12 protein-coding genes and 1 pseudogene are annotated in these 15825 nt (G+C 62.7%); all 13 read right to left on the bottom strand.

Features of this window, described 5'->3' with window-relative positions; all coding sequences use genetic code 11:
- Positions 1-21: 21 nt before the first annotated feature.
- The 13 genes and pseudogenes from ltaE to KY49_RS11795 all read right to left on the bottom strand — a co-directional run bounded on the left by ltaE (position 22) and on the right by KY49_RS11795 (position 15818).
- Positions 22-1035 carry a low-specificity L-threonine aldolase gene (ltaE, locus tag KY49_RS11850; protein ID WP_042584857.1) on the bottom strand — a complete coding sequence of 338 codons (1014 nt, stop codon included), beginning with the start codon at positions 1033-1035 and terminating at the stop codon, positions 22-24.
- A 135-nt stretch (positions 1036-1170) separates the two neighbouring features.
- Positions 1171-2361: an acyltransferase family protein gene (locus KY49_RS11845; RefSeq protein ID WP_042584856.1), complete on the bottom strand. Its 1191-nt coding sequence runs from the start codon at positions 2359-2361 to the stop codon at positions 1171-1173.
- A 120-nt stretch (positions 2362-2481) separates the two neighbouring features.
- A pseudogene (locus KY49_RS38105) lies at positions 2482-2624 on the bottom strand (transposase); the annotation flags it as partial.
- 137 nt (positions 2625-2761) lie between these two features.
- A complete protein-coding gene (locus KY49_RS11840) occupies positions 2762-3598 on the bottom strand; it encodes an MBL fold metallo-hydrolase (RefSeq protein WP_042584855.1) in 837 nt (278 codons plus the stop codon).
- 10 nt (positions 3599-3608) lie between these two features.
- A complete protein-coding gene (locus tag KY49_RS11835; RefSeq protein WP_230380903.1) occupies positions 3609-3845 on the bottom strand; it encodes a hypothetical protein in 237 nt (78 codons plus the stop codon).
- A 135-nt stretch (positions 3846-3980) separates the two neighbouring features.
- A complete protein-coding gene (locus KY49_RS11830; protein ID WP_042584992.1) occupies positions 3981-4541 on the bottom strand; it encodes a peptidylprolyl isomerase in 561 nt (186 codons plus the stop codon).
- A gap of 5 nt (positions 4542-4546) precedes the next feature.
- Entirely contained in the window at positions 4547-5329 is a 783-nt protein-coding gene (locus tag KY49_RS11825) for an alpha/beta fold hydrolase (protein ID WP_231636380.1), read from the bottom strand.
- A gap of 613 nt (positions 5330-5942) precedes the next feature.
- Complete coding sequence (locus KY49_RS11820; protein WP_042584991.1) at positions 5943-7433, bottom strand: efflux transporter outer membrane subunit; 1491 nt, start codon at positions 7431-7433, stop codon at positions 5943-5945.
- A gap of 20 nt (positions 7434-7453) precedes the next feature.
- Complete coding sequence (locus tag KY49_RS11815) at positions 7454-8713, bottom strand: efflux RND transporter periplasmic adaptor subunit (protein ID WP_042584852.1); 1260 nt, start codon at positions 8711-8713, stop codon at positions 7454-7456.
- A gap of 36 nt (positions 8714-8749) precedes the next feature.
- On the bottom strand, positions 8750-11935 hold the full coding sequence (locus KY49_RS11810) for an efflux RND transporter permease subunit (protein ID WP_042584851.1): 3186 nt from the start codon (positions 11933-11935) through the stop codon (positions 8750-8752).
- 479 nt (positions 11936-12414) lie between these two features.
- Positions 12415-12783, bottom strand: coding sequence for a DUF4148 domain-containing protein (locus KY49_RS11805; protein WP_231636379.1), 369 nt, complete (start codon positions 12781-12783; stop codon positions 12415-12417).
- 116 nt (positions 12784-12899) lie between these two features.
- A complete protein-coding gene (gene tcuA / locus KY49_RS11800) occupies positions 12900-14375 on the bottom strand; it encodes an FAD-dependent tricarballylate dehydrogenase TcuA (protein ID WP_042584849.1) in 1476 nt (491 codons plus the stop codon).
- Positions 14376-14438: 63 nt separating this feature from the next.
- Positions 14439-15818 (bottom strand): DHA2 family efflux MFS transporter permease subunit, encoded by a 1380-nt coding sequence (locus KY49_RS11795; protein ID WP_042584848.1) that lies wholly within the window; start codon positions 15816-15818, stop codon positions 14439-14441.
- Positions 15819-15825 lie beyond the last annotated feature (7 nt).

Raw genomic sequence — 15825 nt, 5'->3', positions numbered from 1 at the left:
CGACGCGCCGCCGCCGCCCGGTTACGCGCGCCGCCGCGCGAAATACGCGCCGACCGCGGCGACGAACGTATCGACGTCGTCGCGCGACACGTCGCAGTGCGTGACGAAACGCGACGCATACAGCATCTGCGTGAGAATCCCGCGTTCCTTGAGCCACGCTTCGAGCGGCGCGCAATCGGCCTCGGGAAACTGCGCGAACACCATGTTCGTCGCGTGGGACAGCACCTTCACCTCGTCGATGCGCGCGAGCCCCGCGGCAAGGCGCGCGGCGTTCTCGTGATCGTCCGCGAGCCGCTCGACGTTGTGCTCGAGCGCATACAGGCACGCGGCCGCGAGCAGCCCCGACTGCCGCATCGCGCCGCCGAGCATCTTGCGCCAGCGCGCTGCGCGCTCGATCAGCGGCCGGCTGCCGACCAGCACCGAGCCGACCGGCGCGCCGAGCCCCTTCGAGAAGCAGATCGACACCGTGTCGAACGGCGCGCACAGGTCCGCGATCGCGCGGCCCGACGCGACGGCCGCGTTGCACACGCGCGCGCCGTCGAGGTGCGTGGACAGCCCGCGGCTGCGCGCCACCGCGGCGGCCTCTTCCGCATAGCCGGCCGGCAGCACGCGGCCGCCGATCGTGTTTTCGAGCGCGAGCAGCCGCGAGCGTGCGAAGTGGTCGTCGAGCGGCTTGATCGCGGCGACGATCCTGTCGATCGGCAGCGTGCCGTCGGGCGCGTTCTCGATCGGCTGCGGCTGGATGCTGCCGAGCACCGCCGCGCCGCCGCCTTCGTATTTGTAGGTGTGCGCCTGCTGGCCGACGATGTATTCGTCGCCGCGTTCGCAATGCGCCATCATCGCGGCGAGATTGCTCTGCGTGCCGCTCGGCAGGTACAGGCCCGCCTCCTTGCCCGCGCGCTCGGCCGTCACGGCCTGCAGGCGCTTGACGGTCGGGTCGTCGCCCCACACGTCGTCGCCGACTTCGGCGGCTGTCATTGCGGCCAGCATCGCGGGGCTGGGGCGCGTCACGGTATCGCTGCGTAGATCGATCATCGGTGGTCCCTGAGTGAACGCGGGCCGGCACGGGCGTGCCCGAGCCGGCCTGCCGAAAGGAGACTCAGAGTGTACGCAATTCGCCGGGCGGCTGCCGACGCACTTGTCCGATGATGGGCGTCGAGGTGTTGTACTTCAACCTCTCGATCGATAATGATGCAATATTTTCTTCATCATCGGGACCTCGAAGTATCGATACACAAACGACGCGCATGTGACCGACAATATAAGTGCGACGGCAATAAGCGCACTCCCTTCCGGCAGACTGAATTTTTTCCCGGATACCAGATTCAGGAAGAAAAACAGCACCAAGAAATGAACCATATAGAATGCATACGAGATCTCCCCCAGCCATACGGAGGTCTCCCCGCTCAGCACGGTTTTCCTGGCCTCCAAATCGTCACGAGCAATCGAGACGATCAATAAACTGACGGGAATAATGTAAACAACGCTCATGCCGAACTGGAACGGGATAAACATTGCCACGATATACGTCACCAAAAGCAACGCGAGCGATGCGGCTTTCGAAAGCGAGGGCGCTCGCCCATGTATCAGCAACCGAGCGGCAAACATCCCCGCAACGAATTCGAACAGGCGCGGAGGAGGAAATATATACGACGCCCAAAACTGTCGCTGCGAGATTTGGAACGCCCCCATCATGTGATTCGGCTCGACCCAAAGGTAAATACAAGTCTGCACGAGCAGGGATGCCGCCACCGCGGTTACCAATCCCAGCAAGTCGAACTTTTCGGGTATTAGCTTCATCCCCTTGTACAACACCGGGAACAGCATATAAAAAAAGGCTTCGATGCAAAGCGACCAGCTTGGCCGGTTTGCCACGAAAAAATATTTGACGTCATTCACCCATGTATTCACCAACAGCAGGTTTGACGACCACAGCTTGTATTCCCCCACACTCACCGCGCCAACGACGAATGCAAGCACCCAGGTCAGACAGTGAGTCGGATAAATCTTCGCGAAGCGTCGCAGGTAAAAGTCGCCAACGGTGTCATTATCCTTGGCAGACCACACCATAATGAACCCGCTGAGTATGAAGAAATACGAAACCCCCAGCCAGCCCGCTTTGCTTACAATAGCGGCAAACACGCGCTGAGTGGTCGGGTCCGCATACGGAGCGAGGTCGCTGGGCAAAGAGGCGTGAAACAAAAAGACCAAGAATGCAGCCCAAAATCTACTACCTGTGAGCGAGGGCAGTTTCGGGCGAGTTGGCGGCCTGACAGCCGTTATCGATCGATCGACCTCCAATTCGCCGAGATCGCTGCACACAACGCCGACATCCATTTCCCTGGTAATTGCCGAACTCATCCTATTCCTCCGCTACCGTGCATTAAATTTTCGTACTCTGGTAAGAAACATATACACACAGATTGCTTTCACGCCGCTACCTGCCGGTCGGGGCACGAAGCGAGAGCAGAGTGCCGAATCGTTGGCCGAACGCGTCGTACCCGAAGACAGCACCTTGCCGCCACTGATCTTCGTGCCGGAGCATGGCCCAGCCACGAACGGAAATGCTTGACGCTGGCAAAGCGGCCCAGGTCCGGGCCGATCGCGGATAGCAACGTCATCATGCGGTACCCACGGCCGGGCGACCGTCGGTACCACGCTTTCAGGATGGAGCCGGATCAAGACACGTCGTTCAGGCGACGCGAATCCGGATTTTCAGTCTGCAATACAAACCCACCGACTTTAGTCGGTGGTTGTCTGGTTACTCGGCGTAAGTAAGCTCATATCCTGATTTGTATTTGCCGACCCGACCGAATCCCTGCTCCCCCAAATGCATGCCGCCGACCAGGAGTCGGTCCGAGCTGACCATGTCGAGCAAGCGCGCGCGTGTCGCCGCCGCCAACGGCGCATCCTTGTCGAACGCGATCGAAACATCCGGCCTGAGCAGCTGAATGTTCGGGAAATGAACAATGTCTCCCCAAATAAGCAGATTATCTTTGCTGCCTTCGATCCTGTATCCAGTGTGGCCCGGCGTGTGGCCTCCCAACGGAGTCGAAAAGATTCCGGGAAGCGCTTCCTCTTCGTCGATCAGCCGAATATTTCGCCGATACTTTTTGAACACGTCCCTCGCAAAGCGAAAATTTCCTTTTGCGCGCTCGCTTGCCTCGCTCAGGTTTTTATCGTCTTCCAGGTAATTGAACTCCTCGCTGCTTATCACCAGCTCCGCATTCGTGAATATCGGCTCGCCGTCAGGGGCCAGCAATCCGCCAATGTGGTCGGGATGAGCATGAGTGAGCAGAACCGCGTCAATGCCGCCAGGCTCGATGCCCAGCGCGGCCAGATTGGTTACGAGCTGGCCTCCCCAACCCTTGATCCCACCGGCGCCGCTGTCGATAAGGATGTTCTTGCCATTCCGACGCACCAGGAACGTATTTATATGGATAGCGGTCGGATCTTTCACTCCCGCATCACATTGAATTTTCTCGGCTTCGACCGCATGGATATTCAAGAGCAACCCGAAGTCGGCCTGAAGATAGCCATCGCTGACAGCCGTAACCGATACGTCGCCGAGATCTCTGGTCGGGAAAGTCGCGGACATATTTTCCTCCTCAGTTCTTCGCATGAATGCTGTCATTCTCGTAGGAGAAGCACCGAATTCGCGCTGCCACTCCCGTCTTCGCCCTAATCAACAAGTCAACCCCATCCACGAAGTCACTCAGCACCGGCGCCGTGCGGAATACCTCTTTTCTCAGTTTCACCTCGATATATATCGGCGCCCCGAATCCAATCTCCGCATACACGTAACATACGTGAACGTTGCTCTCCTTTGCCTTCAGGACCTCCATGCACAGATCCTTGAAAGAGGACGACAGCCCTGAAGCAACGTCGGATTTCAGACGATTACTTTCGGATATGAAGACAGTGATGTTTGGCATCTTGCATCAATCCCTTGCGCATGCGCTCGGTCACAAATAATTTTTCTACGCCTCTTTGACGGTCGCCATCCGGATGCTTCTGATGACATCCGGATTCACGACCGTCCCGGTATCGGGGGCGCCTCGGCGAAGTTTGTCGATCAACTCCATTCCGCTCGTTACTTTTCCGACCGCGGTATATCTCCGGTCTAAAAACGCAGCTTCCGAGAATGTAATAAAAAACTGATGGCACGCACTGTGCGGATTCCGCGATCGAGCCATTCCAACGGTTCCCCGCTCGAACGCGAGGCTATTGAATTCCGCAGCCAGCTTCGGCAACGACACAAAATCCACGTCGCTTTTTTTCCGAGGGTCGCCCGTCTGTGCCATAAACCCATCTACGACACGATGAAACGGCACGCCATCATAGAATTTCGCACGCACCAGCGATCTGATGCGATTCACGTGATTGGGCGCCAGGTCGGGATACAGCTTAATGGTCACCAGCCCGGTAGCGAGCGTCATTTCAATACGGTCATCCGCCCTTTCCGTCCAATCGTATGACATGGGAAGCGCTGCACCAGCATACAGCCCCAAGGTTCCACCGATAAACGACCGACGATTCATAATGTTCACCCCCTGCTTTCGTCCGCGGCACGGACTTTCTTATTCTCGATAAACGAAATTATTTCGTCGACGAGAACGTCAGGTCGCTCGAAATTCGGCAAATGAGCCGCCCCGGGTATGACGTGCAGCTCTGCATTCCGCTTTTCAGCCAGGCGTTGTGCGTAATCCAGCGGCGTAAGCTTATCTTCGCTCCCCAAAATTACGACGGCCCTCACGCCCGGTATATCCATGGTCGTCAAGTCCGAATTGGCGATGGCCAAAGAGCAACCGGCGAATCCTTCGACGGATGTTCGACGAAGCATCTGCCTCATGCCGTCCGCATCGGGAGAGTGGACAAATCCCGGCGTAACCCAACGGTTGAGAATTTCCCATTCCAGATGTTCGATCCCGTGATTGAATACGTCTTCCGCTCGTGCGCGCCAAATCGCCGGTGGAGCGGCATTGACGAGAGCCGTATCGATAATGATCATTCCACGGACCCGCTTAGGTGCCTTGAACGCGATCCATTGCGCTATCGTTCCTCCGATCGACACCCCCGCAACGTAGAAATCCTTTATCCGAAGCTGATCCAGGACCGCCAATACGTCATTCGCGAGATCCGACATTGAAAACGGCTCGGCGTCAACCGCGCTTAATCCGTGGCCCCTGATGTCCAGTCGAACGACGCGATAACGTTGTGTCAAACGCGCCATTTGCGGATCCCAAAGATGCAGGTCTGTTCCAAGGGAGTGGAGGAGCACCAGCGTGGGCGCGTCAGGCGCCCCCTGCAGGTCGACGTGCTGAGTCAATTTAAGTGGCCGAATAAACATTTAGCACCCCTTCATCCTCATTTTGCCGCTTACATTATCGTCGGCCGCCACATGATGTGACACCCAATCCGGCACCCCCATCAGCCATTGGCACTCGGGAGTTCCGCCCACAAAGACATAGGCTTCCGAAAGCCCTCGGCGATGTCCATCTCGTTGCAAAGCCCATATCCGTCTCATCAGTCGGACGGAGATGATCGCTTTTATTGATCGCAACGCGCCTTTGGCTACCAAGCCAACATTTCGAGAATATCGAGATACGTACCTGACCGCTAACAGATAATTTCGATGTCGCTATCGATATCGTCGATGCCGGAAGCGGCACCGCCGTTGGCGCGGTATCGTCCGGCTGTCGTAAAGGCCGACGAATATCCCATGACGCGACGACGTCGCGCTGGAATGCACTCGACGCACAAAACCGCCTCGAACAATTGAATCCGCTAATAGGGCGCTGGGCAGCTTAACCAAGGCCGGCAAGCGGATTTGCGAACGTATCGACAAGTACGTTGAGCGCGATGGCCTTCCCGTCGGTGTCCTGCCCGTCGGTCGGGACGTCGACCTTCACGTACTCTCCTTCCGGCAGTGCACGGAGCCGTCAGGATCCGGTACTGCCCGCTTCCTGCTGCGACGCTTGTGCAACGCCGACTTCGCCTGCGCTCCAGCCGCCGCCGAGCGCCTTGGCCAGGTACGCCACGAGCGCGGCGCGCTGGCCGCGGATCTGAACCTCCTGGCGCTCGCTGGTCAGCAGTTGCTGCTGCGCGCTGATCACGTCGATATACGCGGTCAGGCCGCCCGCGTAGCGGTCCTTTGCGAGGCCGGCCAACGTGCGCGCGCTGGCACTCGCGGCTGCGGCCTGTTGCAGGGCGCCGTCGAGCACGGAAAGCCCCGTGACCGCATTCTGCACTTCCTGGAACGCGGTCAATACGGTCTGCCGGTAGTTCGCCTGGGCTGCGGCGTAATTGGCCTTCGCGTAAGCGACGCCGGCCGCGAGCCGGCCGCCTTCGAACAACGGCTGGCTCAGGGACGCGCCGACCGACCAGAGCAGACTCGACGCGGTGAACAAGCTGCCGAAGCGGGTGGCGTCCCAGCCGATGCCGGGCGAGAGCGTCAGGTCGGGGAAATACGCAGCGCGCGCGACCCCGATCCGCGCGTTGGCGGCGGCCATGGCTCGCTCGGCCGATGCGACGTCGGGCCGGCGCTGCAACAGGTCGCTCGGCAGTCCGGCAGGCAGGCGCGGCGCTTTGAGGGTCTCGACCTTGGGGGCGATCGAGAACGACGGCGCCGGCGTGCCGACCAAGGTTGCGATGGCATGTTCGTACAACGCGCGCTGGTTCAGGAGCAATTGCGCCTGTGTGCGGGTGGCGTCGAGCTGGGCTTTTTGCTGCTGCAGTTCGAGCCCGGATGCCGCGCCGAGCTCGTGCTGCGCCGTAACGAAATCGAGCGCTTTCTGTTGCAGCGCGACGGAACGGTTCAGCACGTCGAGTTCCGCGTCGGTCTCGCGCAGCGCCAGGTATTGCGTGGCGAGATCGGCGCTCATCACGAGGCGCGCATTGGCGAGGTCGTCCTGGGCCTGCTCGGTGCTGGCCCGCGCCGCCTCGACGGTACGCCGCACCTTGCCGAACAGGTCGAGCTCGTAACTCACGGCGGCGCCGATCCGGACGTCGTTCTGGACGGTCGACGCGTTCGGCGTGTTGTAGTTCGTGAGCGGCCGGTCCGCGGAAATCTTGTAGCGCGAGGCGCCGGCCGCCAGGTCGACGCTCGGCAGTTCGGCCGACGCGACCGACGCGAGCGTGGCGCGCGCGGCGTGGTAGCGGGCCGCGACGATCTGCACGGTCTCGTTGCCGGCCAACGCGCGGGTTTCCAGATCGTCGAGCAGCGGATCGTCGAACGCTTTCCACCAGTCCGGCGCAAGCGACGCATGCGACGGCGCCGCCGGGCGCCAATATGCGTCGGCCGGGTCGACCTGCCAGGTCGCGGGAGACGCGACCGGCGGCCGTTGATAATTCGGGCCGACCGTGCAGCCTGCGAGCACGATCAGGCCACCGGCAAGGATGGCCGCCTTGATCGGCTGGCAACCCGCATGCACGCGCAACAGAAGGGACGCACTCACGCACGGCCTCCTGAAGCAAGCGCGGCAACGTGCGCGGCGGACGCGCCTGTCGCAGGAGCGGCGGGGGCTTCGACATTCACCTTGTCGCCCGCGGCCAGCCCGTCGCTCGGATCGAGCACGACGCGGTCGCCGGGGTTCACGCCGGTGCCGATTTCGAGGGTCTTGCCGAGCGTGCGCGCGATCGTGACCGGCTGCAGGCGCACCCGCCCGTTCGCATCGACCACCGCGACGCTCGCTCCCTCGGAGCGGAACAGCAGCGTATTGGACGGAAGCGTCAGCCGCGCGGCGCTGGCCATCGGCAGGCTGGCGGTCACGTAGGCGCCCGGCATCAGTTTGCCGTCGGCGTTCGGCAGCGTGATTTCGATCTGCAGTGTGCGCGTGACGATGTCGATGGCCTGCGCCGTGTGCGTGACGACGCCGTCGAAGGTCTGTCCAGCCAGTTCGGGCTGGGTCACGCTGACGTGTTGGCCGAGCGCAACCTGCTGCGCGTACGTCTGCGGTACCTGTACATAAAGGCGCAATTTATCGGCCTGGACGACGGTGAACAGCGCACGGCCCGTGCCGCTGTTGCCGGCATTGACGAGATCGCCGACATCGACGTTGCGCTGGGTCACGATGCCGTTCACCGGCGCGATGATGTTCTGGAAGCCTTTCAGTTCGCTCAGGCGCTTGACGTTGGCGTCGGCCGCGGCGAGGTTGGCGAGATTCTGGTTGTAGGCGCCCTGGCGGTCGTCCAGCTCCTGCTGCGAGACGGCATCGCGCGTGCGCAGCTGCTGCGCGCGGTTGTACGAGGTTCGCGCCAGCGCCAGCGCGGCGGAGGCCTGCTGCCGCTGGGCCTGTGCCTGCGTCAGCTCGTGGTCGAGTTCGGGCGTGTCGAGTTCGGCGAGTACCTCGCCTTGCTTCACCTGCGCGCCGATGTCGGCGTTCCAGCGCCGCACGTAGCCGCTGGCGCGCGCGTAGATCGGTGCTTCCACGTAGCCGCGCAAGGTGCCGGGCAGTTCCAGGTGGCCGCCGTTGGCCGCGAGGCTGGGTTCGACCACGCGCACGTAGACCTGCTGGTTTTGCGTCACGAGCTGATCGAGATGGCGCGCATTGAGCCGATTGGCGACGACCGAGCGGGCCGCGAGCAGGACCAGCACGACGGCGAACCCGACGAGCGCGAGGCGGGCCCGCCTGGCGACCCGTGTGCGCGACGGCAGATCGAGCCCGGCTTGGTCGGTACGTATGCCAACGGAACTGTGATGTTTGTCTTCCATGTGCTCAACCAGGATTCGAATGGATCAATGGATCAATCAATGCGTATCGGAACCCGCGCCGCCGGAGGGCTGCTGCCGCGCGCGCCGTCGCGCGAGGCGCTGATGCACGCCGGCGAAGACGAGCGGGACGAACAGCAGCGTGGAGGCGGTCGCGAACAGCAGGCCGCCGATCACCGCGCGGCCGAGCGGGGCATTCTGCTCGGCGCCTTCGCCGAGGCCCAGCGCCATCGGCACCATGCCGATGATCATCGCGAGCGCGGTCATCAGCACCGGCCGGATCCGCGTGGCGCCGGCCTCCAGCGCGGCCGCGAGCGGCGTTGCGCCGGCCTCGAGCCGCTGGCGCGCGAACGCCACCACGAGAATGCTGTTGGCGGTGGCCACGCCCATCGTCATGATCGCGCCGGTCAGGGCCGGCACGCTCAGGTGCGTGCCGGTCACGAACAGCATCCAGGCGATGCCGGCGAGCGCGGCGGGCATCGCGCTGATGATGATCAGCGGATCGAGCCACGACTGGAAATTCACGACGATCAGCAGGTAGACCAGCACGATCGCCATCGCCACGCCCGCACCGAGTCCGATGTACGAGCTGCGCATGGTTTCGGTCTGACCGCGCAGGGCCAGTTGCGTGCCGCGCGGCAGTGCGGGTTTGGCCTGCGCGATGATGTCGTCGATGCGCGAGGCGACCGAGCCCAGATCGCGGTTCTCGACGCTGACGTAGAGATCGACCACGGGCCGGATGTTGTAGTGCGAGACGATAGCGGGCTCGGCGCGCTGGCGAACGGTGACGAGGTTGCCGAGCAGCTGGAGCGGCTGACCGGGCTGGCCGTTCGAGATCGGCGTGTTGAGCAGATCGTCCATCGACGCGATCTGGTACTGCGGGGTCTGGATCGTCAGCGGGTATTCCACCCCTGTCTTCGGATTGACCCAGAACGAAGGTGAGGTCTGCGAACTGCCCGACAGGGCGATCAGCATGTCCTGCGCCACGTTCTGCGCGGACATGCCGAGCTGCTGGATCCTGGTGCGGTCCATCTCGGCGGCCAGCGTCGGCGCGTCATTGCGCTGCAGGACATGCACGTCCACCGTGCCGGGGATCGCGCGCACCTGCTTCATCAGGCGGTTGGCGATCTGCATGTCGCTGGCGAGATCGTTGCCTTGCACTTGCAGGTCGATCGCGGCGGGCTGCCCGAAGTTCAGGATCTGCGTGACGATGTCGGACGGCTGGAAGAAAAATTCGACGCCGGGGAAGCGCTGCGGGAGCACTTTGCGCAACGCATCGATATAGCCGCGCGCGGTCGAGCGATCACCCTTGAGCGAGATCATGAATTCGCCGTCGAGCGTGCCGATCGTGCCCGAGTTGCTGTACGCCAGGTTGATGCCGCTGACGGGCAGGCCGAGATTGTCGACGATGGTGTCGAGCTGGTTCGCCGGAATCTGCTGGTGGATCACCTGTTTCACGTGTTCGGCAAGGCGCGCGGTCTCCTCGATCCGGTACCCGGTCGGTGCGCGCATGTGCATGCGGATGTCGCCCGAATCCACGCTCGGGAAAAAGTCCTGGCCGAGCACGAAGACGAGGCCCGTCGACAGCACGCAGAAGCCGAGAAACGCGGCGGCGAACGCCCGGCGCCGCACCAGCAGCATCCCGAGCAGCACGATATAGCCGCCGCGCAGACGCTCGAAGCTCGCGTTGAAGCGCCGGTGCAGCCGGTCGAAGGTCGACTGTCCGCGGTGCTCGAGCGCTTCGGCGTGGCCTTTGAACAGCAGGAGCGCGAGCGTCGGCACCAGCGTGCGCGAGAGCACGTAGGAGGCGAGCATCGCGAACACCACGGCTTCGGCAAGCGGCACGAACAGGTAGCGCGCCACGCCGGTCAGGAAGAACATCGGCACGAACACGATACAGATACAGAGTGTCGAGACCAGCGCCGGCACGGCGATTTCGCCGGCGCCTTCGAGGATCGATTCGTAGAGCGGCGTGCCAAGGTGCAGGTGCCGTTCGATGTTCTCGATCGTCACGGTCGCATCGTCGACCAGGATCCCGACCGCGAGCGCGAGGCCGCCCAGCGTCATGATATTGATGGTCGCGCCGAGGGCCGAGAGCGCGAGCAGGGAGCTGAAGATCGACAGCGGAATCGATATGGCGATGATCAGCGTGCTGCGCCAGTTGCCGAGGAACAGCAGAATCAAGGCGGCCGTCAGCGCGGCGGCGATCAGCGCTTCACGCACCACGCCCTGGATCGCCGCTTCCACGAAGATGGACTGGTCGAACAGTTGCGTGATCTTGAGATCGGCCGGCAGCATGGTCTGCACCGTAGGCAGCAAGGCCTTGAGGTTGTTGACCACCTGCAGGGTGGAGGCGTCGCCGTTCTTGAGAATCGCCATCAGCACGCCGCGCTTGTCGTCCTTGCTCACGACGTTGGTTTGCGGCGAGAAGCCGTCGCGCACGTGCGCGACGTCGCCGAGATAGATGGTCGCGCCGTTTTGCGTACGCACTGGCAGGCGATTGAGGGCCTCGATGGTGTCGGGCGACGCATTGGTGGTGACGGTGAATTCGGACTGGCCGATCTTGGCGGTGCCGGTCGGCAACACCAGATTCTGCGCGTTGACGGCGCTGACGATGGCGGCCGGCGTCAGGCCCTTGGCCTGCATCGCGCGCGTGTCGAGATCGATCGACACCACGCGCGTGCGTCCGCCGGATGGATAGGGCACCTGCGCGCCCGGAATCGTGATCAGCTGCGGCCGCAGGAAGTTCATCGCGACGTCGGCGAGCGACTGCTCGGTCATCGACGCGCTCGACAGGCCGAGCTGGATCACGGGGATGCTCGATGCCGAATAGCTGATGATCAACGGCGGCGTGGTACCGGGCGGCATCTGGCGCACGATGTACTGCGCCACCGAGACGGTCTGCGCGATCGCCGTCTGCACGTTGGCGCCGGGCTGCAGGAATATCTTGATCATGGAAACCCCGGAATAGGTCTGGGATTCCAGATGCTGAATATTGTTGACGGTGGTGGTCAGGGTCCGTTCATGCACCGAGGTGAACCGGTCCGCCATCTCCTTCGCCGACATCCCGGTGTAGTTCCAGATCACGCTGATCACGGGGATATCGACGGACGGCAGTACGTCGGTCGGCGTTTTCAGAATCGCGAGCGGCGTGGCCAGCAGGATCATGATGGCCAGCACGATGAACGTGTAAGGGCGCCTGAGCGCGAGATTGACGATCCACATGAATGGCGGCGAGGGGTATAAGTACCTTCAGGATTCGGAAAATAGCGAGAGATGAGCATGCCGATATCGCACCGGCGAGGGCGAACACATCAGTCACGAAACGTGTACCCGGCTCACCTGACGGACCGCTCGCGAACGCAATGACCACTATCGCCGGCGCCAATCGACTGCTCTGCGGCTTGGGCGGCGGATAGGACGCCTGACTGCCCTTTCTTTCTCTACGCTGGAGAACATGTCTCTCTTTGTAGTGGAAGCTAGGTTATGGTGCGTCGCATCACATCGCCAACGGATAATATCGATACAGGTATCGAAAGTATCGATGACCCAATCAAGGGCTCTGTCGCAATAACGGTGGTCCGGCGACTCGACGGAAAGGCACGCCGTCGAAGCGGCACTCGCGTGGCATGTGCGCCATGGGGTGCGCGCACGATGCACGCCGACCATGCCCGCCGGTGCAGGCGGGCACGGTCAACGAACGTTCAGCGGCCGACCGATGCAGCCGGCCGGCCCGAGCTGGTCTGCTCGCCGGCCGTCGAACCATAGGCCGACGTTCGCGTGCGGTCGGCGGCGACACGTGTCGCCGCCGCCTGCAGGTCCGCCGGGTAGAACGACGCGTCGGCGCTCATGCCCGGTTGATAGCCTGCCTGTTCGTACCGAACCAGATCGTCGACAACCTGCGCGCGCGACAGCGGCTCGCTGGTCTGCGAAAACGCGACCGCCGGTGCGACGAGTGCGATCGAAAGCAGGGCTTTGCTTGTCCACATCATGATGTTCTCTCCTTGTGACTGATTGAAGAAGATGAAACGGCTGGCTCTGTCGCAATAAGGATGGCCGGAGGTGCGGCGCATCAAAATTCTTAGGACGACTTATATCGCCGGCGAGCAAAACAGTTGAGGCATTTGGACGCGCGTCTCAGGTTCGCACCCGCGTCGGCTTCATCGAAACATCACTTCACTTTTTTCCGTCACCTCGCCAGGCCACCTTTGCTGCGACTGAACCCGGCCGCCTGCTCTCCCGCGATCTTGCCGAACACGGCGCCGCGCATCACCGAGGTAGCGCCGGTATAGGTCTGGTAATACAGGCCCGCGACCTCTCCCGCTGCGTAAAGCCCGGCGATGGTTCGACCGTCGCAATCGATGACCTCGGCTCGGCGGTTCGTCTTCACGCCGCCATAGGTGAAGCAGATGCCTGAAATGACGGGATAGGCAGAGAACGGCGGCGTTTCGATGGGCCGCGCCCAGTTTGATTTCCTCGGGAACACGCCGACGGTCGCCAGCCCATCGATCTCCAGCGGCCTGAACTTTCCGGCGGGGCACGCGGCGTTGTAGGCGTCGATGGTCGCGGCGAAGCGCTCGCGAGGAAGCGCCAGCTTGTCGGCGAGCGCCTCGATCGAATCCGCCTGGATCGGCGGCTGATCGGTGCGAATGCTGCGCTCCCAGTTCGGCACGTCGGCGATCGATGCATCGAAGACGCTCCAGGCGATGCCGCCCGGCTGCGCGCCGATGGCGCGAGAAATAGGATCGTAGTGAACGTCGACGGGCCCTGGCGCTTCATCGACGAATCGATCCGCGTGCCGATTGATGAGGATGCCGTATGGAAAATTCATCACGAGCGCCTCCGGCCGCTTCGAGCGGGGATCGAGCGGCTCGGCATGGTACGAGCTGAAATCCCCTGCCGTGGCCGCGCCGATCTCGAGCGCCATGCGAATGCCCTCGCCTCGGTTCTGATAGCCGCCGCGCGCCACCGGCCGCACGTAGCGCGCCACCCTGCCGAGATAGCGCGCAAGCATTTCCGGATTGCCTTCGAAGCCCCCTGAGCACAGCACCACGGCGGAGCTTCTGAACAAGACGTCTCCGTCCTTCCCCGCAGTGGAAAGATGGAACGCTTCGTCGCGCTCTCGCGAAAGCGCGCGCGCGCTCGTCTCGTAGAAGATCTCGACGCCGGCTCGCAGGGCATGCGCGCGCAACGCCTCGATCAACGCCAGCCCCCCTCCGACTGGCATCAATCGGGGCGCGGCCGCCGTGATGAAGTAGGTCGGCAGAAGGTCGAAGCGCACGCCGAACGTCTTGAGCCACTTGACCGTCTCGGGCGCCCTGCCGGCCAGTTCCGCGATCAATTCCGGATCCGGCATGCCGTGCGCTCTCACGAACGGCGGCCTCAGATGATCGGGCTGGACCATCTGCTCGACGATATACGGATCCAGGTGGTCGCCGGCGTTCTCGGCGAGGCGCTCCTCCAGATCCGCGCTGACCTCGTCCTCCGACGCCATGCGGAAGTAAGCCTCCGTCCAGCGCGTATTGCCGCCGAACTCGTCTTCCGTCGCGCGCTCCAGCACCGCGACGCGCGCCCCCGCCGCCGCGGCCGCGACCGCCACGGACAGGCCCGAGATGCCGGCGCCCACCACGGTCACGTCGAACGACCGATGAGATGTTTTAGTCATGATGTCTCCTCCATTGCGCCATCGCCGCTTGAATCTCGATCGACACGGCGGGCGCCGTGTCCGTTATCGATGAAGACGCAGCGTGCTCGCGAGCGACGACAGCGCCGAGATGGCACAGGCCAGCCCGAACACATAGCCGGCGAAATGCAGGCCCGCATGACCGGTCAAGCCGTTCAGGAGCGCGATGATCACCGCAACCAGCGCCGCCCCGATGGATTGCCCGGCCGTCCTGGCGGTCGACAGCACGCCGGAGGCCGTGACGGTCCGATTCGCGGTCACGTTCGAGAACATCTCCTTGTTGTTCGGCGGCAGGAACAGCCCATACCCGATCCCGCACATCGCCACGCGCCACAGGAAATCGACGACGGTGGCGTGCTCCGGCAGCATGGTGAGAGATCCCAGGCCCAGGCAGAAGATCACGACGCCGACCGTGGAGATCTGGGTCGGGTTGAAACGATTCGACAGCCGGCCGGCAATCGGCGCGCAGAACGCGACGGCAATCGGCCACGGCGTGAAGATGAACGCCGATTCGAGTACGGAGTAGGCGTAGACGTGCTGCAACACGAACGGCAGCCCGACGAGCGCCATCCCCTGCGACACGAACATCGTGACGGACGAGACCACCGCGAAGGTATAACGGCGAGACCGGAAAATATCCAATGGCAGGAGCGGGCTCTTCGATCGCGTTTGCGCCTTGATGAACACGCAGAGCAACGCGACGGACGCGGCCCCGCAGAGCAGAACCGTGCGGTCGCTCCATCGTCCGATCTGATCGACGGAGATCGCCATCAGGCCGAACGCCGCGGCCGACGTGACCGCGCCGATCCAGTCGAAGCCTTTCTCCTTGTAGGTATCGGTCCCCAGGGACATGAACGAGAACGCGATGGCGATCGCACCGAGCGGGATGTTGATGTAGAACAGCCATGGCCACGACAGATAGGAAATGATCAGGCCGCCCAACGCGGGGCCGATTGCCGTGCCGACCGCGAACGCCAGCGCATTCAGTCCGAATATCGTTCCCAATGCACTCGGTGGAAAGATCACCCGATAGAGACCCAGCCCGACACTGATCATCACCGCATAGCTCACCCCCTGGATCACTCTCATGGCGACCAGCATGCCAAAGGTCGGGGAGAGGCTGCAACCGAGCGACGACAGCGTAAACAGCACCATGCCTGCCGTGTAGAAGCGCCGCTCCCCGATCCTTGAACCCAGCGAAGCGCAAATCAGCATCGCCGCCGCGCTGGCGACCTGATAGCCGTTGGTCACCCAGATGACAGAGGCCGAATCGACCCGCAATGCCTCCGCAATGGACGGCAACGCGATATTGACGATGGAGCTGTCAAGGGCCGCCATCAAGACGCCGATCAAAATGGCCGCAGCCGCCAGATAGCGCCTCGGTATCTCAAATCCTTGCTCTGCCGCATTGGTCGCCAACGACATACCTGAT

This window comes from Burkholderia sp. MSHR3999, from assembly GCF_000833595.1.
In the GTDB taxonomy this organism is placed as follows: domain Bacteria; phylum Pseudomonadota; class Gammaproteobacteria; order Burkholderiales; family Burkholderiaceae; genus Burkholderia; species Burkholderia ubonensis.
The sequence above is the reverse complement of the archived record's forward strand: the minus strand, read 5'-3'. Positions and strand labels throughout refer to the sequence as shown.